Here is a 26,387-nt window from a genome sequence, read left to right on the forward strand (position 1 = left end):
GGATTGCAGAAAGAAAGCTACGTAAGTATTTAACCTTTAGTTGACTTTGACTTTCTTTGACTTTATATACATTATAGCATATTTTGTGGTTTTGCCAAGAGGGAGCACTATTCATTTTTTACGATTTTACACGAAATATTCGGCTGACACAAAAAAACCTCTCCAAAAGAGCTGGAGAAGTCTATTTTCCTCACACTAGCAACGTATTGCTATGCAAGCTAAATCTCTATGAAAATGAGTCAGAACTCTCGTCATGAGAGTCAAAACGCATCAGAAGAAATCAAGTAAATACGTTTCCCGTTTAGGGATCGCTTGTTCCAAAGCCTTAATCGCTTCTGTCGGTCCTTCAATTCTGCCTATTTGAGCCATCTCCGTAGGTCTGCGATAACCCATCAGCATCGCGGTGAGCGCCTGAATGTCTACCTTAACGGTCTGATCTTTAGCTGCCGGCTCAGTTGTTTTCCAAATCGAAGCTGTACCGTTCATCGCCACATTCAACTGCCATACCCCTTCATTCCATGGTGCATGGGCATCCTCTACCTGAAGATTAATCTGTACTGGTGAGTCTTGACTCGCAAAAGGATACTGTGAAATAAATTGTTCCACACTGACAATACGTGCCATGAAGAAAGGTACAATTTCCTGCTGAATTCGCGGATTATCCAATTGAAAAGCAAGCATATCACTGGCTGGTGCCTGTAAGGTAACTTCCTCTATCATTGAATCATGGTTAGCTATAAAGGTCCACAAGGCTTGTCTAGCCTCTTCATTCAGATAAATGATCTCTCTAATGCTAAACTTTCTTTCTTTAACCTCATACAAAAGATACCCTTGCGCTCTACCAGCTTCATCATAATATACAGCCTTCTGGTTGGCTCCATTAGTGAGAACAGAATTCTCCCATCTCGCATCATCCCGAATCAAAGTTCCGTTATAGCGCTCAGCATAAGCACTGTATACTTCCTTTAATGTGTTGAGTCCCGGATCACCGCGCCGAATTGTTCCAGGGGTTGCCTTTTTCGCAGGCAGATGAGCTGTAGGCACTTTATATCGTTTAAATTCAACATAAGTCTCCCAACCATACCTCCGATAAAAAGCAAACGAGAACGGATGCAAAAACGATATACTTTGTTTATTACGGTTCATTTCCTCCAGCGCATGCTTCAACAGCCCAGCTACCCAGCCTTTGCGTCTATATTCTGGCCATGTGGCTACACCCGCAATACCACCCATCTCGAATGATCTCCCATGGATATAGGTTTGAAAAGGAATAATGTGAAGTTTCGCACCCAATTGCCCTTCCTCAAATACACCCCATATATCCTGTGAATCAAATTGACTCCGCCGCCTGTCCGTTTGTTCTTCACTCATTACCACTTGAAAAGCATACTCGGAGAGTGCCATAGCTGGTTCAAAATCATCTACCGTCAATTTCTGAATTTCCATGTCGTCCTGCACCCCGTTCTCTAAGTTATGATATCTTTCAAATCATGTCCTGATACGTGATGTATGTATCCAATTATGAGTGTGTCAGAGGAACGGGACAAAGTCAAACAAGAGATGCACGGGCATCTCTCAGGAAATAACATATATTCGTATATTATAATCGTTTCACCTATGATTTATAGTAAAAACGCAAATAAAAACCACCACCGAATAACATCGGCAGTGGTTCTTCGCTTGGCGGCGTCCTACTCTCCCAGGACCCTGCGGTCCAAGTACCATCGGCGCTAGAGGGCTTAACGGTCGTGTTCGGGATGGGTACGTGTGGAACCCCTCCGCCATCGCCACCAAACGAGCATTTGTGTAACAAATGCGTTCGCGTTCCATTCGGTCCGACACGGCTGTGTGGATGAATGGTTCAGCGGTTGTTCAGAGATCATTCTCTGAAAACTAGATCCGAAACGAAATTCGCGATGTATCACCTGCATATCTTGGATAAGCCCTCGACCGATTAGTACTGGTCAGCTCCATGCATTGCTGCACTTCCACCCCCAGCCTATCTACCTCGTCGTCTTCAAGGGGTCTTACATACTGGGAAATCTCATCTTGAGGGGGGCTTCACGCTTAGATGCTTTCAGCGCTTATCCCTTCCGTACATAGCTACCCAGCGGTGCTCCTGGCGGAACAACTGGTACACCAGCGGTACGTCCATCCCGGTCCTCTCGTACTAAGGACAGCTCCTCTCAAATTTCCTACGCCCACGACAGATAGGGACCGAACTGTCTCACGACGTTCTGAACCCAGCTCGCGTACCGCTTTAATGGGCGAACAGCCCAACCCTTGGGACCTACTTCAGCCCCAGGATGCGATGAGCCGACATCGAGGTGCCAAACCTCCCCGTCGATGTGGACTCTTGGGGGAGATAAGCCTGTTATCCCCAGGGTAGCTTTTATCCGTTGAGCGATGGCCCTTCCATGCGGTACCACCGGATCACTAAGCCCGACTTTCGTCCCTGCTCGACTTGTAGGTCTCGCAGTCAAGCTCCCTTATGCCTTTGCACTCTTCGAATGATTTCCAACCATTCTGAGGGAACCTTTGGGCGCCTCCGTTACTCTTTAGGAGGCGACCGCCCCAGTCAAACTGCCCACCTGACACTGTCCCCGCACCGGATTACGGTACCAGGTTAGAACCTAGATACGATCAGGGTGGTATCCCAACGGTGCCTCCACGCAAGCTGGCGCTCACGTTTCAAAGGCTCCCACCTATCCTGTACAGATCGTACCCAAATTCAATATCAAGCTGCAGTAAAGCTCCATGGGGTCTTTCCGTCTTGTCGCGGGTAACCTGCATCTTCACAGGTATTAAAATTTCACCGGATCTCTCGTTGAGACAGCGCCCAAGTCGTTACGCCATTCGTGCGGGTCAGAATTTACCTGACAAGGAATTTCGCTACCTTAGGACCGTTATAGTTACGGCCGCCGTTTACTGGGGCTTCGGTTCACAGCTTCGGATTGCTCCTAACCGCTCCCCTTAACCTTCCAGCACCGGGCAGGCGTCAGCCCGTATACTTCGCCTTACGGCTTCGCACAGACCTGTGTTTTTGCTAAACAGTCGCTTGGGCCTTTTCACTGCGGCCCCCTCGTGCTATTCACACTACCGGGGCACCCCTTCTCCCGAAGTTACGGGGTCATTTTGCCGAGTTCCTTAACGAGAGTTCTTCCGCGCGCCTTAGAATTCTCTTCTCGCCTACCTGTGTCGGTTTGCGGTACGGGCACCATCACCTGGCTAGAGGCTTTTCTTGGCAGTGTGAGATCATGACCTTCGCTACTCTAATTTTCGCTCCCCATCACAGTCCAGCCTTACGATGTGCGGATTTGCCTACACATCAGCCTCACTGCTTAGACGGACATCCATCAGTCCGCGTCACTACCCTGCTGCGTCCCCCCATTGCTCATAACGGCTTACGGTGGTACAGGAATTTCGACCTGTTGTCCTTCGACTACGCCTTTCGGCCTCGCCTTAGGTCCCGACTTACCCTGAGCGGACGAGCCTTCCTCAGGAACCCTTAGGCTTTCGGCGGATCAGATTCTCACTGATCTTTTCGTTACTCATACCGGCATTCTCACTTGTATAATGTCCAGCGCTCCTTACGGTACACCTTCAACCCTTATACAACGCTCCCCTACCCCTGATGCAAAGCATCAAGCCATAGCTTCGGTGGTGTGTTTAGCCCCGTTACATTTTCGGCGCAGAGTCACTCGACCAGTGAGCTATTACGCACTCTTTCAATGGTGGCTGCTTCTAAGCCAACATCCTGGTTGTCTGTGCAACTCCACATCCTTTCCCACTTAACACACACTTGGGGACCTTAGCTGATGGTCTGGGCTGTTTCCCTTTTGACAATGGATCTTAGCACTCACTGTCTGACTCCCGGAAGTAAGTCTATGGCATTCGGAGTTTGACTGAGCTTGGTAACCCTTGCGGGCCCCGCACCCAATCAGTGCTCTACCTCCACGACTCTGTTTTCCGAGGCTAGCCCTAAAGCTATTTCGGGGAGAACCAGCTATCTCCGAGTTCGATTGGAATTTCTCCGCTACCCCCACCTCATCCCCGCATTTTTCAACATGCGTGGGTTCGGGCCTCCAGTGCGTGTTACCGCACCTTCACCCTGGACAGGGGTAGATCACCCGGTTTCGGGTCTACGTCCACGTACTAAGTCGCCCTATTCAGACTCGCTTTCGCTGCGGCTCCGGCTCTTCACCTTAACCTTGCACGGGAACGTAACTCGCCGGTTCATTCTACAAAAGGCACGCCATCACCCCTAAAACGGGCTCTGACTTTTTGTAAGCACACGGTTTCAGGTTCTATTTCACTCCCCTTCCGGGGTGCTTTTCACCTTTCCCTCACGGTACTGCTTCACTATCGGTCGCTAGGAAGTATTTAGCCTTGGCAGATGGTCCTGCCGGATTCATACGGGGTTTCACGTGCCCCGCACTACTCGGGATCCGTCTCGGAGGGAACCAACTTTCAACTACAGGGCTTTTACCTTCTTTGGCGGGCCTTTCCAGACCTCTTCACTTAACCGGTTCCTTTGTAACTCCATGTGAGACGTCCCACAACCCCAGAGAGCAAGCTCTCTGGTTTGGGCTTCTCCGCGTTCGCTCGCCGCTACTGACGGAATCACTATTGTTTTCTCTTCCTCAAGGTACTTAGATGTTTCAGTTCCCTTGGTATGCCTCTACATAACCTATGTATTCAGTTATGAGTAACTGGAAATTACCCCAGCTGGGTTTCCCCATTCGGACACCCCCGGATCAAAGCTTGCTTACAGCTCCCCGAGGCAGTTTCGTTGTTCGCCACGTCCTTCATCGGCTCCTAGCGCCTAGGCATCCTCCGTGTGCTCTTAGTAGCTTAACCATTTTGCTCCGGTTTCGACTGCTAGCTTCCCTTGTTTTGCTTACGCAAATCCAAAAGTCGCTCCCATTCGATACCATCGCAATAGCAGTCTACCTTATAAACACTTCACTTGTTTACACAAGTTCAGCTAGGATGATTGTTGATCGGTTACTTGCACCGAACAAGCATTCATCCCTAAAAGGAATGTTCTAAATCGCAATTTTCGTTTCGATATCTAGTTTTCAAAGAACAAGCTAAATAGACGAAATTCTTTGGTGGAGCCAAGCGGGATCGAACCGCTGACCTCCTGCTTGCAAGGCAGGCGCTCTCCCAGCTGAGCTATGGCCCCTCAAATTCCATCAAAACTGAACAAATGGATAAGTAACTGTGTTTTTGCTTTTCATTTCATCCACACCGAAGTGATGGACCGAAACGAATCGCTGTCGCAGGTTCTGAGAACCTGCTTATTTGAATGTTTCCGTTACAGGAAACGATTCTCCATAGAAAGGAGGTGATCCAGCCGCACCTTCCGATACGGCTACCTTGTTACGACTTCACCCCAATCATCTATCCCACCTTCGGCGGCTGGCTCCTTGCGGTTACCCCACCGACTTCGGGTGTTATAAACTCTCGTGGTGTGACGGGCGGTGTGTACAAGACCCGGGAACGTATTCACCGCGGCATGCTGATCCGCGATTACTAGCAATTCCGACTTCATGCAGGCGAGTTGCAGCCTGCAATCCGAACTGAGACCGGCTTTTTAGGATTCGTTCCACCTCGCGGTTTCACTGCCCGTTGTACCGGCCATTGTAGTACGTGTGTAGCCCAGGTCATAAGGGGCATGATGATTTGACGTCATCCCCACCTTCCTCCGGTTTGTCACCGGCAGTCACCTTAGAGTGCCCACCCGAAGTGCTGGCAACTAAGATCAAGGGTTGCGCTCGTTGCGGGACTTAACCCAACATCTCACGACACGAGCTGACGACAACCATGCACCACCTGTCTCCTCTGTCCCGAAGGAAAGGTACATCTCTGTACCGGTCAGAGGGATGTCAAGACCTGGTAAGGTTCTTCGCGTTGCTTCGAATTAAACCACATACTCCACTGCTTGTGCGGGTCCCCGTCAATTCCTTTGAGTTTCAGTCTTGCGACCGTACTCCCCAGGCGGAGTGCTTAATGTGTTAACTTCGGCACCAAGGGTATCGAAACCCCTAACACCTAGCACTCATCGTTTACGGCGTGGACTACCAGGGTATCTAATCCTGTTTGCTCCCCACGCTTTCGCGCCTCAGCGTCAGTTACAGCCCAGAGAGTCGCCTTCGCCACTGGTGTTCCTCCACATATCTACGCATTTCACCGCTACACGTGGAATTCCACTCTCCTCTTCTGCACTCAAGTCACCCAGTTTCCAGTGCGATCCGGGGTTGAGCCCCGGGATTAAACACCAGACTTAAATGACCGCCTGCGCGCGCTTTACGCCCAATAATTCCGGACAACGCTTGCCCCCTACGTATTACCGCGGCTGCTGGCACGTAGTTAGCCGGGGCTTTCTTCTCAGGTACCGTCACCTTGAGAGCAGTTACTCTCCCAAGCGTTCTTCCCTGGCAACAGAGCTTTACGATCCGAAAACCTTCATCACTCACGCGGCATTGCTCCGTCAGGCTTTCGCCCATTGCGGAAGATTCCCTACTGCTGCCTCCCGTAGGAGTCTGGGCCGTGTCTCAGTCCCAGTGTGGCCGATCACCCTCTCAGGTCGGCTACGCATCGTCGCCTTGGTGAGCCGTTACCCCACCAACTAGCTAATGCGCCGCAGGCCCATCCCCAAGTGACAGATTGCTCCGTCTTTCCAGTTTCCTTCAGGAGAAGAAAACAACTATTCGGTATTAGCTACCGTTTCCGGTAGTTGTCCCAAACTTGAGGGCAGGTTGCCTACGTGTTACTCACCCGTCCGCCGCTAACTATCGGAGAAGCAAGCTTCTCTTCAAGTCCGCTCGACTTGCATGTATTAGGCATGCCGCCAGCGTTCGTCCTGAGCCAGGATCAAACTCTCCAATAAAGTATTGAAAAGAGCGATAAGCTCATTTTGAAACTGACGATTCATTATGAATCAAAAGTTACTATCCATTTGTTCAGTTTTCAAGGAACTTGTGTCCGTTCGTGTTGACGCTTGTCAACCGGACAGGAATCTTATCTTATCATGTTGACCAAGTAGTCGTCAACTCTTTTTTTTCGTCAGCGTTCAAAGCGTTTCGACAATCATTCGTTTGAGGCGACAAGAAATAATATATCATGATCTAATTCATTTAGCAAGCACTTTTTAATAACCTTTATATAAATACTTTATAATCCGCAAGTACCATAAATAAAGAAACTCTTAACTACAGCATTCGACAGCTTATATCAATCCAGAAGAATCGACTATATTTACATACAGATACTTTCGGTTTACTGAACAAATGAATAATTCTATTTACTAAAAACGGATAGCCCATCTACTTTTACGCAAATAGTATTAGATAACTATTTAGAGGATACTTATATATAAGAAGTGTTTTCCTCTACTCCCTTTGATGTAAGTGATCCAAACGCTCTATAATACGGTATATATAGTATAGATTAAGGGATGAATGCTACTTCCATTCCAATTGTTTATGACAGCTGCTCGATGATACTTAATTCAGAACCGCTTTCTAAATCACAATCGGCTTTATTCATATTGAAGATACAAGGATGAATAACCTATATGGGGTGAAGGCATATGAAACAATGGCTGAAGGACATTCGAAAGGGTTATGGTAAAAAGCTCGTTTCCATTCATGCATGGAATGCCTGGATTGTTGTCATCCTCGCGGTAACAGGTCTTATGTTAGTTGGTGGTTTCTGGCGTGAGTTACTCGGGATTGGACGCGTATGGTTAAAGTGGCTGCATATTATCGTCGGGCTAGCTATGCTGGCACCCGTAGTATATTACTTGCTTTTGGCAGGAAAGCACTGGAAACAACTTCGCAATAGGCCTTGGCAGAGAGCAAATACTATCGTTGTTCTTGCACTGCTGGTAGGGTGGCTGTTATCAGGTATTGTGTTATGGCAGTTCAAGATCGCTGGACCGAGATGGTCGAACGCTGCGCTTCTAATTCATGATTTGCTGACTTGGGTTGGCCTGCCTTATATTATCTACCACTCCATCACGCGAACCAAGTGGTTAAAAGACCCTGCACGACGCGCAGTAAATACAACGACAATAGTAGCAGAAGCTAGAAAAATGGCTCATCCAACTGATGCTCCTGATGAAATTACGCCACCAGCAGCGATAGCTCCTACAGAATCTTTACGTACCCCAAAGGATGGTTCTCTCCATCAAACTGAGAAACCTCAACCTGTGTATACACGGCGGGCATTTATTCGGTCTGCTGTTGGCGTGGGGCTAGCTGTGACTTTGGGACCTACTTTTATATCTTGGGTTGGACGGAACCTCAATATAGACAACAACATTGATAGCATGCTGGAGAATGACCCCAATCGCATGGTGCCCTTACCGCAAGCATTACCTGCTTCTTCACCACCCGTGGGAGGCGGAGCCGAAGGTCATTTTCGCGTTTATACGGTAACACCGATACCTTCCTTTTCCAATGCAAACTGGTCATTCCGGCTCGATGGGCTTGTTGAACGGGCGCAAGTCTGGAACTGGGAACAGTTCGTGAAGCTTGCACGTACGGTTCAGGTTAGTGACTTTCATTGCGTTACAGGCTGGTCTGTATATAAGAATACTTGGGAAGGCATATCCCTTAAAAAACTATTGACTCAAGCCGGAGTTAAACCCGAAGCGCAAAGTGTTAAGTTCTACTCTGGAGATGGTGTGTATACGGATGCCATTACGATGGATCAGGCGCAGATGGATGATATTATGGTCGCTGTCATGCATGATGGCAAACCGATCCCCGCAGATCTGGGCGGTCCGGTACGATTGGTCATTCCCCAGATGTATGCCTATAAGTCCGTCAAGTGGCTGAATCGCATTGAACTGATCGACAGCGACCATATCGGTTACTGGGAAGAACGTGGATACGACAAGGACGCATGGCTCACGGGTGCTTCCCAGGCGCGTTCCTGATTTAAGTTGATACGGATGTAAGGTTAAGTTTAAATATACGTGTAAACCAAAGACCCCCGTTCCACTCATTCGTTCTACAGGGGTCTTTAAGTTATTTATCATTCACTTGGATGACAAAGCGTTCTAAATCACCCAGTCATACTTCACATTCAGGATCTATCCCTGTTGATTCAAAAGACGTACGAGTTCGTCCTCATCCTCAATGGTAGGTATGCCGAGATCGTGAGCTTTGGCCAGTTTGGAACCGGCCTTCTCTCCGGCAATAACAAGGTCTGTCTTTTTGGAGACACTGCCCGTTACCTTCGCTCCAAGCGCTTCCAGTCGTTGCGTTGCCTCTTCCCGCGTCAGTTGATGCAGCGTTCCGGTCAGCACGACCGTTTTGCCACTGAAGAAGGAATCTTCCACAATCGCTGCTGGTGCCTCAGGCGCCTGGGCTTTCACACCCAAATTCAGCATTTTCTCAATCGCCGCCTGTGTAAACGGATCTGCAAAAAAAGTCACAATGCTTTCGGCTACAATACCACCGACGTCCGGAAGTTCAACGAGCTCCTCTGCCGTAGCATTCATAATGGCATGCAGGTCGCGGTAATGATCAGCCAGCATGCGTGTAGTTGATTTGCCTGTATTCGGGATACCCAGTGAATATAGGAACGAAGCGAGGTCACGATCCTTGCTCTGCTCCAGGGCAGCAATAAGGTTGTTTGCTTTCTTTTCACCAAACCGCTCGAGCTTAACCAAATCATCGAATTGCAGTGTATACAGGTCAGCGGGCTCACGCACGTTCAATTCATCATACAGCTGAATCGCCGTTTTCTCGCTGAACGTCTCGATGTCCATTGCATCACGGGAAGCAAAATGAGAAATGCGGGCTACGGTCTGTGGTTTGCACGCCAGCTTGTTGTTACAGAACAAATGCGCTCCACGCTGTTCCAGCGGGAATCCACATGCCGGACATTGCTCAGGGAACACAATCTCCTCGCCATCACTCTCTTCAGTCACTTTGCCCAGAATTTCAGGAATGACATCATTGGAACGACGGATAAAGACACGTGTGCCCAAGGCAAACTTCAGATTTTTCCGCTCAATGTCACCGACGTTATTCAATGTGCAGTTCTGTACCGTTACCCCAGCAAGCTCAACCGGTTCTACCCGCGCAAGCGGAGTCACTTTGCCGGTACGACCCACATTCCAAACAACAGAGTTGAGAACGGTCGTAGTCTCTTCGGCCTCAAACTTGTACGCCACCGCCCAACGAGGGAATTTGTCTGTGTAACCCAGTGCCTCACGGGTGCGCATGTCTGTAATTTTGATAACGGCTCCATCAATCAGATAATCCAGTTGGGCACGGCTCTCCTGTATCGCTGCAAGCTGGTCCATCACATCATCAAACTCATGGAAATACGTAATCGATGGATTGACTTTGAATCGATTTTCACGGAGAAAATCCATCATCTCCTGATGGTTGGCAAACTGAATATCATCCGAATAACCTACATTATAGAAATAGGCGTTTAACCGCCGCTCAGCGGTTGTCTTCGGATTCAGGTTACGCAGCGCTCCTGCTGCTGCATTACGGGCATTTTTAAGCGGCTCTGCTGCGGTTTCATTATATCGATTCAACACAGACAGATTCATGATGCCTTCACCCTGGACTTCAATCGTGCCGCCTGTATAAGGGATTTTGAGCGGGACAGACTTAATCGTTCTAACCTGAGCCAAAATGCCCTCACCTACGGTTCCGTTCCCACGGGTAGAGGCTTGAACCAACTCTCCGTTCGTGTACGTTAGATTCAGGGTCAGACCGTCAAACTTCAGTTCAATGACATAGCCGGGTTCAGGCAACGGATTGTCCGGATTTTTGGTGTTGTAATCATTGACCAGCTTGAGCACACGCGTATTCCAGCTCCGCAGCTGCTCAATATTCTGGGCTTTGTCCAAGCTCCACAATGGAGATAAGTGGCGATGCGGTGTAAACCCTTTGAGCAGTTCACCCCCCACACGCTGTGTCGGAGAATCAGGCAAAACCATGCCACTCTCCTGTTCCAGCGTAACCAGTTCATCGTACAGAAGATCATACTCCTTGTCGCTGATCTGCGGCTGATCCATCGTGTAGTACTGATAATTATACTGGTTCAGCTCGGTAACGAGTTGCTCCATCCGGTGCATCGGGTCCATATAGGGCCATCCCTCCGTAAATAAAATTTAAATCTATGTAGAACGAACATTCATATGGCACTCGATCTCCGCTGACATTACAGCTTGTGCAACATGAATGTTTCGTTCTTAAATCTATTCCACTTTGGTAATTGGAGCAAAACCTGCAAGCAGACGTTTTAGACCCACCGGGGCCGGGAATGCGATCTGAAGCTCCGTGTCATTACCCGAGCCTTTCACCCCAACAATCGTACCTGTCCCCCATTTGCCGTGCTGTACTTTATCTCCGGCTTTGAAACCTGCTTCTCCATTAGAAGCTGCGGGTTTGGACGCAGATGATGGCGTAGAATAAGCTGGGCGGGAAGTACTTGTGGTCACACGCGAAGTTGGCGTGGATGTGGTAGCAGAGGAACCACTTCTGCTTTGTTGTTCGAAAAGCTTGGCCGTATTGCCCCCACCAAAGTTACTTCCACCACTTGCCCCAAGTCCACGACCACCATATGATCCACCTGCGCTGCTACCACGACGGTAGCGGTCACGAGCCATTGAGGTATCCTCTTTAAGCTCATCCGGGATTTCATCCAGGAAACGCGAAGGCGGGTTCGCAGTTGTACGTCCGAACAAGGTCCGCATTTGCGCGCAAGACAGGAAGAGTTGTTCTTCCGCACGCGTAATCCCTACATAAGCCAGCCGGCGCTCTTCCTCCAGCTCTTCGTTGTCCATAAAGGCCCGGCTGTGCGGGAAAACCCCTTCCTCCATACCAACGATAAAGACGACAGGGAACTCCAGACCTTTGGCACTGTGCATTGTCATCAAGGTAACTGCGTCACTCTGATCCTCTTCATCATCGTTCATGCTGTCGATATCCGCAATCAGTGCAAGATCGGTGAGGAACGAAACGAGTGTTTTGTCTTCATTATTTTTCTCAAATTCCATCGTAACGGACAGGAACTCATCAATGTTCTCCAGCCGTGCACGGGATTCGAGCGTGTTTTCATTTTGCATCTCTAGTCGGTACTGACTCATCTCGAGAATCTTCTCGGTTAGTTCAGTCACAGACAGATATTCTACCATCTGATGCAGCGCGGCGATCATGTCATAGAACTCCACCAACGCATTCCGCGTTCGACCAGCAAAACCAAGATCGTCCACAACTTGAAGCACACGGTATATTGAAATCCCCCGTTCTCCTGCCGCAGCTGCCAGCTTCGCTACCGTTGTATCACCAATGCTGCGTTTCGGCACATTAATAATCCGGGTTAGGCTGATGTCATCGTCAGGGTTGGAAAGCAGGCGCAGATACGCCAGAATATCCTTGATCTCTTTACGATCATAGAACTTGATGCCGCCAACAATCTGATACGGAATATCAGACTTGATCAAAATTTCCTCTATAACCCGGGACTGTGCGTTTGTACGGTACAAAATGGCATGGTTCTGATAGGATTTGCCGTTCTTCACATTTTTACTAATCTCGGAGGTTACAAAGTATCCCTCATCATGTTCGGAATCCGCACGGTACACCTTGATCTTTGAGCCACCCTCTTTGTCCGTCCACAGCTTCTTCGGTTTGCGCCCAGTATTCAGGCCGATTACCTCATTCGCTGCATTCAGGATATTTGAAGTGGAACGATAGTTTTGCTCCAGCAAAATCGTACTTGCTTCAGGATAGTCCTTCTCAAAATTCAGGATGTTGCTGATATCCGCTCCACGCCAGCGATAGATCGATTGGTCACTATCCCCTACGACGCAGATACGGTGATGACTATCAGCGAGCATGCGGCAAAGCATGTATTGCGCGCGGTTGGTATCCTGATACTCATCCACGTGAATGTACTGGAATTTCTTTTGGTAAAAGTCGAGAACTTCCGGTACCTCTTTGAAAAGTTGAATGGTCGCCATGATGAGATCGTCAAAGTCGAGCGAGTTGTTGGCTCTGAGTTTTTTCTGATACATCTTATATACCTTCGCCACAATGCCTTCGAAATAGTCAGCAGCCTGCTTCTCATATTGCTCCGGACTGATCAATTCATTCTTCGCGGTGCTCATCATCGACTGAACAGCTTTCGGTTCAAATTTCTTGGTATCGATGTTCTGGTCTTTCATACAACTACGAATTACAGATAATTGGTCAGATGAGTCCAAAATGCTGAAATTTGAGGTGAATCCGATACGTTCTATGTCACGGCGCAGAATACGCACGCACATGGAGTGAAACGTCGAAACCCAAATATCACGGCCCTGAGAGCCGCCAACCAGTTGGGATACCCGGTCTTGCATCTCGCGTGCCGCTTTGTTCGTAAAAGTAATAGCCAAAATGCCCCATGGCGGTGCTTTTCGTGTTGCAATCAGATAGGCAATCCGGTGTGTGAGCACCCGGGTCTTGCCACTACCCGCTCCAGCCATTATCAGTAGCGGTCCATCCGTCGCTTCGACGGCTTGCCGTTGGGGGGGGTTAAGCCGTGCAACGGCATCATGTATATTTACAGGTTGCATGCATGCATGCTCCTTTCGTTGGTTGAGATCGATATAAGGTCACTAACAATTACACTTGCCACTCCGATGACAGAATTAACTTTCGATCGCTGTTATTCCCGGATTTTATTAATTAAATTTCTAAAGGTGAATATCCGGTAATAAAGGCGAACGCTCCGCTTCTCCAGCTTATTTCTGTCCTCTCCGTTCGCGTGTAAAAATAGTCAGCTTATAATTTAGAGATAGTTAAAATAACAAGAAAACTGTAATGACTCTTTCAGTTTTTAAAAAGGGACTTCGTTTCTTCAGATTGGTTCTGCCCTATCCGTTCTCGTGTAAAACAACATTGCGCTCATATAAATTGTTTAATGAGTAAGGTCAAAGTTCTATTTTAACAGATCAGGAGGGTAAATTGGGGGAATGGTAAACTAAACCGATTAAACGGATTGTTTCACAGCTTGGACTGTCTCCAGCGCCTTGTTCAAATCACTGTACACAATGTTGCCAACCACAACGGTATCTGCGACCTGAGCGGCTTGTCCAGCTTTCTCCGAACTATCAATCCCGCCGCCATAGATGAGATGCGCCTTGGTGAGTTGTCTGTGCGTCTCTCCAACCAGCTCCATATCTCCAAACGTCCCACTGTACTCCATGTATACGATAGGCAGGTTAAGCAGACGTTCCGCAGCCTGGGCGTAAGCAACCGCAGCATCAGTCGTCAATTCCGTATCCGCTCCTGTCATTCGGGCAACAGTGGAGTCGGCATTGAGGACAATATAGCCTTCTGCAATAAGCAGATCCCATGGAATCAGATAACCGTAACGCTCAATGGCTTGCTGGTGTTGTCCAATGATCCATTGGCTATCCGTTGCATTCAGTACCATCGGAATCAGATATCCGTCAAAACCGGGCACAACGGCCTCCAAATCGGATACTTCCAGCACACAGGGCAGCTCGTAGCGACGTACTCGGGACATCAGGTCCACCGTGTTATCATAGGTAATTCCCGAAGATCCCCCTACCATAATGGCATCGGTCCCCGACATGCAAATTAGGTCGAGTGCTTCATCCGTTATTTCCCGGTCCGGGTCGAGCTTAAATACATGTCTCCACTGCTTAATCATGTCTATCAACGAACATTCCTCCAGAGGTTCTTCTGCATCCTAAAAAGCTTGTAAACTAAGTCTAAGTCAGCAGGGATTGAGTGTCAATGTTCGTATAAAAAGGGGAACAAAAAATCACAGACTTTTCCCTGGAATTGCAGGAGAAGCCTGTAATTTTAATAGATACGATTGCGATGTTACAGAAGAATTCAAGTTAGGTACCAGGTGCAGGTGCCACTACGAACATCAATATTATGAGTAGAGCTCAACAGTCTTTCGTAGGAGCACTGTATCCATTTGAATCAAAATATAATATCTCAAGGCTTCCAGGCAAAACGTGTGTTCATATCATCCAATTCCTGCTCGGTCAATACATCCGAATACACGCCGTACACGCCCCATTTCTCATAATTCGCCACCTGGTCGGTGTCATTAATGGTGTGCACGTAGGTAACGGCTCCTGCCTGCTTCAGCTTGGCAACGAAATTCTGATTCACTTTATACTCCGGCATAGTTACGGCATCGATGTCATTCTTTTGTACAAAATCAACCACCTGGGCTTCCGTATCTTGCGTAGCATAAAGAGTATAGATAATAGAAGGAAATGCGTAGATTTCTTTCACGGTTTCGAGCATCGGCTCGTTATAGATCTGCACAACGACCCGATTAAGGATTGTCGGATCATGTTGCTTGGCTGCGTCCACGAGTGATTTCAGCACCTGCTGAATATCCTCATCCTTCTGTTCTTTGGTATCGGTCACGATATACATATCCTGGTACTTGGCCAATACGTCCATAATGCCGTCGGCATCCATGGGTTGGTACTTGCCCAGAATGGGCGTATTCATAAATTCATCATGTGTCAGCGCCCCAGCCTGTTTGTCTTCGGGTAACTCCTCGTCCTGTCCCAGCATTTTGCTCATGTTGGCGGTCCATTCATGTCTGGCTACTGCTTTCCGGTCCGAGGTAAGCATAAAGTCGATCTCAAACACACGTGTGCCCTTCTCATAATTGGCAATCATCGCCTCATAGGCATTGGTGTAAGGCTGCTCACGGATACTGCCCATCGCATGGGCAATCAATCGATAGGCCGTAAATCCATCGTGCTGCTCCTCGCTTTGACTGTCATAGGCAAAAAAGAGTGTGCCCACGGTTACGATGAGTAGTGTAATGACTGCGGCAATTCGTTTCATATGGCGTTCACATCCTTAATAGGGTGATAGGGAAGAAAAGAGTATGATAATCATGATATGACGAAGCATGTGCGGTTTTTCCTTTTTGATAGCTAACTACCCTGATTGGAGAGGTGTAAAACAAAAAGCCGCCCGAAGGCGGCTGTAAAATCTAGGGATACAATATTCGGATGAATAAGAAGCCCTACCTAATCGGCTTGCTCTACACTTAATTCATTCAGGAATGCGATCAAAGCCTCTCTCCAAGCTCTCATAGGTTGCAGACCATTTGTACGAATAGCGAGATGATCCATTACGGAATATTGAGGGCGAGGAGCAGGACGCGGAAATTGCTCGGTGGTACAGGGCTCAAGAACAGCGCTTTGTTTGAATCGGGATTGCTTGGCTGCTTCTTCGGCGATGGCCTGAGCAAATTCATACCATGTGCATGTTCCCGAATTAGAGGCATGGTAGATACCGTATTTTTCAGTTAAAGAAAGCTCACTTACGAGTCTAGCTAAATCCACAGTATATGTGGGTGATCCTTGTTGATCATGAACCACCTGAAGTCGGGGACGCTTCTCCAGAAGCTCCAGCATGGTTTTGACAAAATTGCTACCGTGTACTCCAAATACCCATGATGTTCGGATAATAAACCATCGCGTACAGAGCCCCTCGACCAGTCTCTCTCCCGCAAGCTTCGACTTGCCATACACAGTCTGCGGATTTGTCACATCAAATTCCTGATAAGGTCTCGTTGCTGTGCCATCAAATACATAATCCGTACTAATATAAATGAGTTTGGCTTTCACTTTCTCCGCAGCAACTGCAATATTTCTAGTGCCTGCTACATTGACTGTGTATGCCATATCCTCATCTGTTTCGGCCAAATCGACGGCTGTATATGCAGCACAATGAACGATAATGTGAGGCTGGAATGCATTAATGGTTTCTCTGCATTGCTGTTGGTCGGTAATGTCCAATTGATCCCTGTCACAGGCCATGACATCATGACCACCTGCTTGAAATGTTTTCACAACATCGTATCCGAGCTGTCCCGCAGCTCCCGTTACCAGTACTCTGTACTTCATTCTGAGGAATCACCCATTCGCTTACCATACTGAAGTTGAACATAATCCTGATACGTTCCTGATTGTATTTGTGTCCACCAATCCTGATGGTTCAGATACCACTGAATGGTTTCCTTAATCCCTGTCTCAAAATTGTGCACAGGCTTCCACCCAAGCTCTGTACCCAACTTGGTCGGGTCAATTCCGTAACGCCGGTCATGCCCCGGCCGATCCTGAACATATTGAATCAAATTGGCCGGCTTGCCCAGTTGTTTTAGAATAGTCTCAACAATATATAGATTGGTCCGCTCATTATTTCCCCCAATGTTGTAAACCTCTCCGATCTTGCCATTGTGAATGACCAAATCGATAGCGCTGCAGTGATCCTCTACATAAAGCCAATCACGAATATTCAGTCCATCGCCATAGACAGGAATAGCCTCATCATTTAATGCACGGGATATAATTAAAGGAATGAGCTTCTCTGGAAATTGAAAAGGTCCATAATTGTTTGAACAACGTGTAATGTTTACAGGCAAACCAAAGGTTTCATGATACGCTCTTACAAGCAAATCTCCACCAGCTTTACTGGCAGAGTATGGACTATTCGGCATCAAAGGTGTCTCTTCTGTAAACAACCCTATGGGGCCGAGTGAGCCATATACTTCGTCTGTAGATACCTGAACGTATTTGGTAACTTGATATTTCTTCGCCGCATCCAGCAAAATCTGAGTCCCTAGTACATTGGTACGCACAAAAATATCTGGGGAGAGAATGCTGCGATCCACATGAGATTCAGCTGCAAAATTAACCACTACGTCAATTCCTTTGGAGATGATTTGTTCCATCTGCTGTACGTCAGTGATATCCGCTCGGATAAACGTGTATTGAGGATTGGATTCCACGGATTGCAAATTCTCCAGATTGCCTGCATAAGTTAGGGAATCCACGTTAACAATTTCATAATCAGGATGCTCACGAAGCATATACATCACAAAGTTGCTGCCGATGAATCCAGCTCCACCAGTAACGAGTAGTTTCATGCCGTCTCTCTCCTTCTGCCTCCAGATACAGAAGTACCTGAGAAGTCTTTTTGTTAGTCAAAGTTCAGTTCTGCATCTTTGAGTAACGGATGCTTTTGGTCTTTCTCTGATAAAGTAGGAGCCGTAACAGGCCAATCAATCGCGAGTGCAGGATCATTCCACAAAATACCACGGTCATGTTCAGGGGAATAGTATGCATCCACCTTATATGTCACCTGGGTATGTGGCACCAGTGTACAAAATCCATGAGCAAAGCCTTGAGGGACAAGCAACTGCCGCTGATTATACTCACTGAGAATGACACTTTTCCACTGTCCGAAGGTTGGTGATGAGGGACGAATATCTACAATAACATCATAAATAGCTCCGGATATAACTCTGACTAACTTCGTCTGGGCTCTCGGTTGAAGCTGGTAATGAAGTCCGCGAAGAACTCCAGCTTCGGCGGACAGGGATTGATTGTCCTGAACGAACACATGATGTATACCATTCTCATACAGAACACGCTCATTGTAGCTTTCCATAAAATATCCCCGATGATCGCCATATACCTTGGGTTCCAATATAGCTGCGCCATCCATAAACAGCGGAATCACCTTCATGTTACCCCTCCGTTTTTGCTAATAACAGCATTTCTTCATAATAACTATGTATATGTAGGGCATCAGGCAAGTGATCGTTCATTGGCCTGGTTATATCATGATATTTCAATACGTTGTTCCATAAAATAATCAAAACCCAGCCGTGTTTAATTTTCGGCTGGGCTTACTACTAGCGATTTCTCTATTTGTTCTGAACAATCTGCTCCAAATACTTCAACAAATCCTCCCGCAAATCCGGGCGCTGAAGGGCATAATGAATCGTGGTTTCAATAAAACCAAGCTTCTCCCCAACATCATGGCGCAGGCCGTCAAAGTGATAGGCCAAAATCTGGCGCTGGTCGTTCAGACGGGACAAGGCATCCGTCAGTTGGATTTCTCCACCTACCCCAGCAGACTGCTGACCCAGGATATCGAAGATATCCGGCGTCAGAATATAACGACCCATAATAGCCAGATTGGAAGGTGATTCTTCCGTCTTGGGTTTCTCGATCAAACGACGCGCGCGGTACACACGATCTTCGGTACGAGATACCAATTCTCCGTCCACAATCCCGTAACGCGACACTTCGCTCCAATCGACTGGCTGTACGCCTACGATCGGTGATTGCAATTCATCATAGACTTCGATCATCTGCTGAAGACAGGGATGATTAGACTCCACAATGTCGTCCCCAAGCAGAACAGCAAAAGGTTCATCCCCAATAAACTTGCGGGCACACCAGATGGCGTGTCCAAGGCCCTTTGGTTCCTTTTGACGAATATAATGGATGTCTGCCATTTCGGAGGGCTTGCGAACTTCATTCAGCAGATCCCACTTCTGTTTACCAGCCAGGTTCTGCTCCAACTCGAATGAATAGTCAAAATGATCCTCGATGGCCCGTTTACCTTTACCTGTGACGATAATGATATCCTCAATGCCCGAAGCCACAGCTTCTTCAATAATGTACTGAATCGTCGGCTTATCGACGATGGGCAACATTTCCTTGGGCATCGCCTTCGTGGCAGGCAGAAACCGGGTACCGAGCCCGGCTGCTGGAATAATTGCTTTGCGAATACGCACGCTAGAATCACCCCTTCTGGTGGAGAAATAATTATATATTTGATGAAACGAAAACTAATATGGCTAGACTTCATTATACCATCAACAATTCCCTAATATCCTGCTCGGATAAGGTGGTGGATCCTCCATCTCCAGGTTCAATGACTTCGGCAATCAGATCTTTTTTGCGCTGCTGCAGCTCCAGAATCTTCTCTTCAATCGTCCCTTCCGTAACGAGACGAATAACCTGGACGACTTGTTTCTGCCCCATACGATGGGCGCGTCCAATGGCCTGTTCTTCCACGGCGGGATTCCACCAAAGGTCATATAAAATAACCGTATCTGCACCCGTTAAGTTCAATCCGGTACCGCCAGCCTTCAACGAGATCAGAAACAGCTCAGCTTCACCCTCGTTGAATCTGCGGCACATCTCTACCCGACTCTGTGCAGGTGTCTGACCATCCAGGTAGAACAAATCTCTCCCCTGTGCAGCGAGCGTCTGTCGAATCAAATTCAGCATGCTAGCGAACTGGGAGAAGATGAGAATCCGCTTGCCCGCAGCCAGACAATCCTGAACCGTCTCCAGCAGCTGCTCCATTTTCCCGGAATCTCCCTGATAACCCTCCACAAAGAGAGCGGGATGACAGCACAACTGGCGCAGGCGTGTAATGCCTGCCAGTATTTTGATGCGGTTCTTCTGAAAACCGTTCTCTTCCATATCCTTGGATGTCTCATCCTGAAGCTGTGACAGGTACGCGGCATACAGTTTCTTCTGTTCGTCCTTCAGCTCGGAGCGCTGTACGGTTTCAATACGATCCGGCAGTTCTTCCAGCACATCTTTCTTTAGACGACGGAGAATAAACGGACGGACCATCCGGGCAATGCGCTCAGGAGGCAGATCCCGGAATCTGCGATAACTAGGGAACAACCCCGGGAATACCGCTTCAAAGATCGACCAAAGCTCATCCAGTGAGTTTTCTACGGGTGTTCCTGTAAGTGCGAAGCGACGTGGTGCCTGAATCTGTTTAACAGCCTGAGCCGTTTGCGAAGAAGAATTCTTGATCGCCTGGGCTTCATCCAAAATAAGCGTATGAAACGTTCTTCCGAGATATGTGTCCAGATCGCGGCGCAATAGCGGGTAGGACGTCACAATAACATCTGCGTCATCCATGCCTGCGAGCATACTGGCTCGTTCATCTTTTTGACCTGCTGCAATCATTACTCGCAAATGCGGAGCAAATCGGGCAAATTCATTCGCCCAGTTGTACGTTAATGAAGCTGGTGCAACCACGAGTACAGGAGGATGAGCAGTATGTTGATCCAACAATCCGGCCTTTACTTCATCCGGGATGTTACTTCCAAAATTTCCACCATCAACAATGTGATTAGCATCATCAAGATTGCTATGGTGCTGTTGCGGCTTTTCTTTCAGTTCTGCCGCGATATAGGCAATACTTTGCAGCGTTTTGCCAAGCCCCATATCATCGGCCAAAATGCCGCCAAATCGGTAAAATGCGAGTGTACGCAGCCACTGATATCCACTAGCCTGATAATCACGCAGCACAGGAGCAAGCGCATCCGGCAATGCAAAATCCATCCGCTCGGGATCACGAAGATCATCCAGGAAACGTTTCAGGGAATTTCCCCACTTCACATGTCCCGAAACCTCGTCCCGGCCAGGGAGCTGCAGAGCCCGAACGGCAGGCAGGCGGATATGACTGCTCTTGATGTCGCCCGAAGCAAGTCCAAGCGAATCCGCCATGTGTGCGAAGCTGTCCGCCCCTTCATTTTCGAGAGAGACAAACACACCGCTGCGCAAACGGAAATACGGTTTCTTTTCCACGATGTTACGCATCATTTCCTGAAGTTCCTGCTCATCTACACCTTCCATCTCGAATGAGATCTCCAGCCAGTCCAACCCTTTACCCAGATCTGCCCGCACTTTCGGCGGTGTCGGATAGGATTGCACCATAGCCTTCACGGCATTCGGGATATAGATATCTACCTGCTTCTCAAGCTCCGGCAGCAGATGATACATCACATCATATATCGCGTCTTCTCGTTCACTTGCCCATACACTTCCATCCCGTTCCAGGAAAGAGCGATCTAGCCGGTCGATAAGGTTACGCTCTGCATGGCGGTCACGTACCAAAATCACCTTTTTTTCTTCTTCATCAATCAAATATTCAGCCAGCGGATTAATCACCATTACACCATAATCAAACTCCAGACGCGCTGTAATCCGTTCCCGATAGAAATCGATATACAACTTTGGTGCAAGCTCCGGCTCTGCGATTCGTTCTCTCACCTGGGAGTCGATGGACAGATGCCCCAGTGTACGCAGTTCCGGCACAACATGCTGAACGAATTCGTCCACCTGCTGAGCGGAAATATCGATACTTTCCTTGATCCCATAAGAAGTGAGCGCTCTGCTCAGATCCTCCAGACTTCGCATCTGCATCGGCTCCAACATATGCAATTGCCCTTCCACCACGGCAGCATCATAGGCTGGGAGAAGAATCAGCTCACGCAATCCGGAAATTTCAAGCTGATACCCTTCATTAGTACCCTGCGCAATACGGTAAAATAAAGGCAGTGCCCCCTCACCCAAAGTGAGCGGTCCATTCGCCAACCCCGTTCCCTCCATCCGGCTATCTGCCTGAAGCAGCAAATCCAGTAGAGGCTTCCAGACCAGTGGAGCAATCAATATATCTCTGCCGTCTGAAGCTCCCAAGTAACCCGAGATGGACTCACGGTATGCTTCCTCACTCTGCCTCATCCGAATAAGCATAGACAGGATCGCCTGATCCTGGGGACTAAAATAATGCATTGACGGATCGTAGAAAAACAGCTTGGTAAACGACATGGGTTCACCATTCTCAATGCAGTTCAGGAATTGCTTCACTTTCTGAACGACATACAGGCGTTTATTTCCTACTTTCAGTTCGAGCGCGAGTTTGGCGCCGCCTTTGTGAACCTGCACAAGCTTGCATATAAATTGGAACTGCAGCTCCTCCCGTAATGAAGACCGGGTCACAGGCGCAGTGTATTTACGCTCATTTGCATGCAAGGGGCTGCGTTCTTTGGCAAACATGGAAAGAATCTGATCCGCTGTGCGGTACGAAGGTTTATCTGCTGATCTTCCCCATCCAGGGGCAGAACTTGGTCGACCTGCTTGAGCGAAAGGTTCAGAGGGTGGATTCAGGTCAGAATCGCGACGGTGCCTTGAATTGGAAGAAGAGTCGGGACGTTCCCAATGACTTTCTTCCACCAGTGTGCCTACTCTGGAAACAGAGTCGTAGCCGAAAGCAGAATTAGAAATTAATCCATGACTGGATTGAGTAATTCCTTTCCTTTTCCCCTCCTCAGTCTTTTTGGCTTGCTTCTTGTCCGCTTTATTGTTCGCAGCATGGCCGCCCAGTTCCTCTTCCCCCCGTTCATTGATCGCCAGGAGGACTGCAGCGACATGCTTGCAATAGTCATAATAGTTGCCATACGCAGGACAGTTGCAATAGGCTTCAATTTCACCTGTTTCATCCAGATCTACCGTTACTTGATATCGTTTGGTCCCTCGAACTACAGCATCGTAATGACACTCATCCTCGCTGACAATCAGATTGGTCACTCTTCCAGATAAATTATAATCTTCTCCCCGTTTGAATGCCGTGACCCCGCACAGCAATTTGATATCCATCATCGTGAATGGCGCCACGCTTCTTCGCCTCCTATGTCATGTGTTGTAGCTTTCTTAGCCAATAATAAACAATACACCGATGCAAACATTCTCTGATAAACAAGATACCACATACAAATCTGAACTCGGTATAGTTCAAGTCTCTTTTATAGAAAAAACCCCAAGAGCTCCGTAAAGCAGAGATTGGGGTTGCTTCAAGCCAGTTGCCTGTCGCGGCAATTTATGGATCGAAAAATAATATGATCTGAGATGTCAACTTATTGTCGTGATAATTGTTGCAACCTTGCATACTGGTGTCTATTATTTCACCAGTTGACCACGTGTTACGCCAAGCTGGTTGGTTGCTTTCAGTGTTTTCCATACTTGTGTCCCACTGATCTCGCCACGCAGAGCACGATTGTACAGATCAATAACCTCGCGCACCTGCTCTGGAGTTTCCTCCAGGAATTCCACACGGTAGCGGGATACACCTAGATCCATAAAGTTGGTCAGATATTCAGCACCAGATTGCTCCACCGCATTATACACGGTATTGCGGCAGCCTTCGTCCACACGTACAGGGTGGGACATGCCGATCCGGTCTTGCAAAGAAGCACGGTGATCTTCACATGGACGTCCACAGTTCGTAAAGTCTGTTCCTTCACTCATAAACGTACAATACACACAGTGCTCGGTATGGAACATCGGCAGATGCTGATGAATAACCACTTCGGTCTGACTTGTACGGGAGTGTCCCAGCAAATCAACCATTTGCTGAATGTTCAGGTCATAAGAAGGCGTAATCCAGTCGCAACCCGCTTCCAGGAACAGTTCCACTGCCTTGTGGTTGGCGATGTTCAGTGAGAAGTCACCGATCAATTCCGGGTGCTTCGCATCCGGGTTCTCCATCCGATGGCGCAAGTAGAAGTACAATGCACCCGTATTACGTACAAGCACAGCATCCGGCTGCAAACGCAGGATGTTGTTGTGATACCCGTTCTCCCCAGGCATATGAATGCGTGGTGTTGCCAACGCAATCTTGCGGCCTGCGGCACGAACGGCTTCCACTGCTGCCGGGAACTGCTTGATAAACTCAAAGTCGGCGTAGATCATGCCGACGCCTGCTTCCAGCGCTGCCTCTACTTGTGGCAGGCTGCGGCAGAGCGCGGTCAGCTCCGCTTGACCGCGAGCGACTGGCGATGCCGGTTTAACCGCATCGCCGTAAACTTCTACCGCCCGTTTCACGTAGACGGGCGGTTTAGGGCGCTCGCCCGCGAGTTGTTCCACCGCCTGACGGCGAATGTTATTCAACTCGCGCATCGGAATGATGACGTCACCGTGCAGGTTGACGTCCAGCTCTTCCAGCTGGAATACAGTGCCGCCCAGACGTCCGAATTGCTCTTCGAGCAGTTCGTGCGTCATAGGACGCTTCTGGGCAATATCCAGTTCCATCTCGGAATTCACACGGACCGTCGTACCCTTCTGTACGTCCGTCCACCAGGTGCTAAGCGGCTGCCCCGGGCTGCCGATGACTTTCACGTTTACCGGGAAGATACGATAAGGCTTCTCGGTTTCAAAGCTTTGACGAAGACGTTTGTCCAGTGCCGGATCATTCGTTTTCCATACTTTGTCGCCAACTTTCACGCGGCGCAGGTCCACGTCACTACGGCCTGGTACGACGTCCACGATCCAGCCTTCCTCCGCTTCGCCTTCAAGCTTCACGCCTTTACGACGTACATCGTAGACACGTCCGCCTTCTTCCTTCTTCGTCGGATCTCCGGCATCAAATACGATTCCGTCTCCACGTTTTACTGGTGCATCGAGCTTCAGGACAACACCATCACGTAATACTTGGTCTACACGACCCAGATAGACGCCACGGCTTTTAGGGAACGTACCGTCAACCAGTTGTTTATTGTTCGTTCCGTCCAGGAAACCGTGCGTGAATCCACGCGAGAAGCTCTGCTGCAATTCACGAACCTCTTCTTTACTTGGAGGCGTATTATCTCCATCAAAGTAACGGTCGATCGCTTTGCGGTATTTACTAACCACGTTGGCCACGTATTCCGGCGTTTTGAGACGTCCTTCGATTTTGAAGGAAGTTACGCCCGCTTCGATCAGTTCCGGCATCAAGTCAATCGCAGCCAGATCCTTCGGAGACAGCAGATACGCTACATCGCCCATCGGCTTATGCTCGCCATCCACCATCAGGTCGTACGGCAGACGACAAGCCTGTGCACATTCCCCACGGTTGGCGGAGCGTCCGCCCCACATTTCAGAAGTCAAACATTGCCCGGAATAGGACACACACAGCGCACCGTGCACGAATACCTCCATTGGCAACTTCGCCTGTTCTCCGATCTTCTGAATCTGCTTCAGGTTGTTCTCCCGTCCAAGCACGACACGTTCCATATCAAACGGCTTCGTAAACTCCACCGCTTCCGGTGACGTAATCGTCATTTGGGTTGAACCGTGAATCGGGAAGTCCGGTGAGATCTCGCGGATCATTTTGACCAGGCCCAGATCCTGTACAATCACGGCGTCCACACCTGCATCGACACAAGCGTCGATCAGTTCTTTGGCATCCGTCAATTCATTTTCAAAAATCAATATATTAAAGGTCAAAAAACCTTTTACGCCATAACTGTGCAAAAACGCCATAATCTCCGGCAGCTCGTCCATACGGAAATTGTTCGCACGTGCCCGTGCATTAAATTTTTCGACTCCGAAGAAAATCGCATCCGCGCCGTTGGCTACCGCCGAACGCATACAGTCCCAGTCACCTGCGGGTGCCAGAAGCTCAACGTCTTCTCTTCGTATTGTTGCTGTTTTCATGTGTATCCTCCCCATAACCGGCATAGCCGGATTTCATCCCTGTACCCTGTACGTTAAATCCTGTACCTTGATTCCATACGCCTGCATTGTCACTGTATCGCTATATCTATACATTATGTCTGTATTGCCTGATTCCCAAGCCTACAGTCATTCTTATTTTTCAGAACAGCAGTCATAACTCCTGAACTAGTATAGTGTACCACTTCTGCAACGACTCTTCTACGCTTTCCTGAAAAAACCGTTTATCATTTTCATTTCCATCTCTACAACA

The 26,387-nt window shown here is 48.4% G+C and carries 12 protein-coding genes, 1 tRNA gene and 3 rRNA genes; 1 reads left to right on the forward strand and 15 read right to left on the reverse strand.

The features are described 5' to 3' along the window. Positions 1-270: 270 nt before the first annotated feature. From Q0V21_RS18310 to Q0V21_RS18330, 5 genes are all read right to left on the reverse strand, one after another. Positions 271-1,446, reverse strand: coding sequence for a GNAT family N-acetyltransferase (locus Q0V21_RS18310; protein ID WP_301879990.1), 1,176 nt, complete (start codon positions 1,444-1,446; stop codon positions 271-273). Between the two features lie 232 nt (positions 1,447-1,678). Next, positions 1,679-1,795 (reverse strand): 5S ribosomal RNA (gene rrf / locus Q0V21_RS18315). Between the two features lie 139 nt (positions 1,796-1,934). Next, positions 1,935-4,860, reverse strand: a 23S ribosomal RNA gene (locus Q0V21_RS18320). 252 nt (positions 4,861-5,112) lie between these two features. Next, positions 5,113-5,188: transfer RNA gene (locus Q0V21_RS18325), tRNA-Ala, on the reverse strand. A gap of 155 nt (positions 5,189-5,343) precedes the next feature. After that, positions 5,344-6,895: ribosomal RNA gene (locus tag Q0V21_RS18330) — 16S ribosomal RNA — on the reverse strand. Together the 16S, 23S and 5S rRNA genes with 1 tRNA gene alongside form the textbook arrangement of a ribosomal RNA operon. 702 nt (positions 6,896-7,597) lie before the next feature. On the opposite strand from Q0V21_RS18330, the gene Q0V21_RS18335 reads away from it, so the two are divergent. Beyond that, positions 7,598-8,950: a molybdopterin-dependent oxidoreductase gene (locus Q0V21_RS18335; RefSeq protein WP_301879991.1), complete on the forward strand. Its 1,353-nt coding sequence runs from the start codon at positions 7,598-7,600 to the stop codon at positions 8,948-8,950. 156 nt (positions 8,951-9,106) lie between these two features. On the opposite strand, the gene ligA is transcribed toward Q0V21_RS18335, so the two are convergent. From ligA to Q0V21_RS18385, 10 genes are all read right to left on the reverse strand, one after another. Beyond that, the gene (ligA, locus tag Q0V21_RS18340; protein WP_301879992.1) at positions 9,107-11,125 is read right to left on the reverse strand and encodes an NAD-dependent DNA ligase LigA; all 2,019 of its coding nucleotides are present in this window, start codon (positions 11,123-11,125) and stop codon (positions 9,107-9,109) included. 114 nt (positions 11,126-11,239) lie between these two features. Next, on the reverse strand, positions 11,240-13,600 hold the full coding sequence (pcrA, locus tag Q0V21_RS18345; RefSeq protein WP_301879993.1) for a DNA helicase PcrA: 2,361 nt from the start codon (positions 13,598-13,600) through the stop codon (positions 11,240-11,242). A gap of 416 nt (positions 13,601-14,016) precedes the next feature. Continuing rightward, complete coding sequence (gene pcrB, locus Q0V21_RS18350; RefSeq protein WP_443146344.1) at positions 14,017-14,703, reverse strand: heptaprenylglyceryl phosphate synthase; 687 nt, start codon at positions 14,701-14,703, stop codon at positions 14,017-14,019. A gap of 296 nt (positions 14,704-14,999) precedes the next feature. Next, entirely contained in the window at positions 15,000-15,875 is an 876-nt protein-coding gene (locus Q0V21_RS18355; protein ID WP_301879994.1) for a phosphatidylinositol-specific phospholipase C/glycerophosphodiester phosphodiesterase family protein, read from the reverse strand. 188 nt (positions 15,876-16,063) lie between these two features. Beyond that, complete coding sequence (gene rfbD / locus Q0V21_RS18360; protein ID WP_301879995.1) at positions 16,064-16,945, reverse strand: dTDP-4-dehydrorhamnose reductase; 882 nt, start codon at positions 16,943-16,945, stop codon at positions 16,064-16,066. Further along, positions 16,942-17,967, reverse strand: a complete 1,026-nt coding sequence (rfbB, locus tag Q0V21_RS18365) for a dTDP-glucose 4,6-dehydratase (RefSeq protein ID WP_079350032.1) — start codon at positions 17,965-17,967, stop codon at positions 16,942-16,944. The genes rfbD and rfbB overlap by 4 nt, the downstream gene beginning before the upstream one ends. A 53-nt stretch (positions 17,968-18,020) precedes the next feature. Further along, on the reverse strand, positions 18,021-18,569 hold the full coding sequence (rfbC, locus tag Q0V21_RS18370; protein ID WP_079350031.1) for a dTDP-4-dehydrorhamnose 3,5-epimerase: 549 nt from the start codon (positions 18,567-18,569) through the stop codon (positions 18,021-18,023). Positions 18,570-18,750: 181 nt separating this feature from the next. Further along, positions 18,751-19,629: a UTP--glucose-1-phosphate uridylyltransferase GalU gene (gene galU / locus Q0V21_RS18375; protein WP_079350030.1), complete on the reverse strand. Its 879-nt coding sequence runs from the start codon at positions 19,627-19,629 to the stop codon at positions 18,751-18,753. A 73-nt stretch (positions 19,630-19,702) separates the two neighbouring features. Continuing rightward, on the reverse strand, positions 19,703-23,320 hold the full coding sequence (locus Q0V21_RS18380) for a DEAD/DEAH box helicase (RefSeq protein ID WP_301879996.1): 3,618 nt from the start codon (positions 23,318-23,320) through the stop codon (positions 19,703-19,705). Between the two features lie 282 nt (positions 23,321-23,602). Further along, on the reverse strand, positions 23,603-26,116 hold the full coding sequence (locus Q0V21_RS18385; protein WP_079350028.1) for a U32 family peptidase: 2,514 nt from the start codon (positions 26,114-26,116) through the stop codon (positions 23,603-23,605). Positions 26,117-26,387 lie beyond the last annotated feature (271 nt).

This window comes from Paenibacillus sp. 11B (assembly GCF_030487755.1).
Lineage (GTDB): Bacteria > Bacillota > Bacilli > Paenibacillales > Paenibacillaceae > Paenibacillus > Paenibacillus vandeheii.

Coding starts and splice junctions, on each gene's coding strand:
- Q0V21_RS18310 (WP_301879990.1), bottom strand. CDS start 1,446: ATGGAAATTCAGAAATTGACGGTAGATGATTTTGAACCAGCTATGGCA.
- Q0V21_RS18335 (WP_301879991.1), top strand. CDS start 7,598: ATGAAACAATGGCTGAAGGACATTCGAAAGGGTTATGGTAAAAAGCTC.
- ligA (WP_301879992.1), bottom strand. CDS start 11,125: ATGGACCCGATGCACCGGATGGAGCAACTCGTTACCGAGCTGAACCAG.
- pcrA (WP_301879993.1), bottom strand. CDS start 13,600: ATGCAACCTGTAAATATACATGATGCCGTTGCACGGCTTAACCCCCCC.
- pcrB (WP_443146344.1), bottom strand. CDS start 14,703: ATGATTAAGCAGTGGAGACATGTATTTAAGCTCGACCCGGACCGGGAA.
- Q0V21_RS18355 (WP_301879994.1), bottom strand. CDS start 15,875: ATGAAACGAATTGCCGCAGTCATTACACTACTCATCGTAACCGTGGGC.
- rfbD (WP_301879995.1), bottom strand. CDS start 16,945: ATGAAGTACAGAGTACTGGTAACGGGAGCTGCGGGACAGCTCGGATAC.
- rfbB (WP_079350032.1), bottom strand. CDS start 17,967: ATGAAACTACTCGTTACTGGTGGAGCTGGATTCATCGGCAGCAACTTT.
- rfbC (WP_079350031.1), bottom strand. CDS start 18,569: ATGAAGGTGATTCCGCTGTTTATGGATGGCGCAGCTATATTGGAACCC.
- Q0V21_RS18385 (WP_079350028.1), bottom strand. CDS start 26,116: ATGAAAACAGCAACAATACGAAGAGAAGACGTTGAGCTTCTGGCACCC.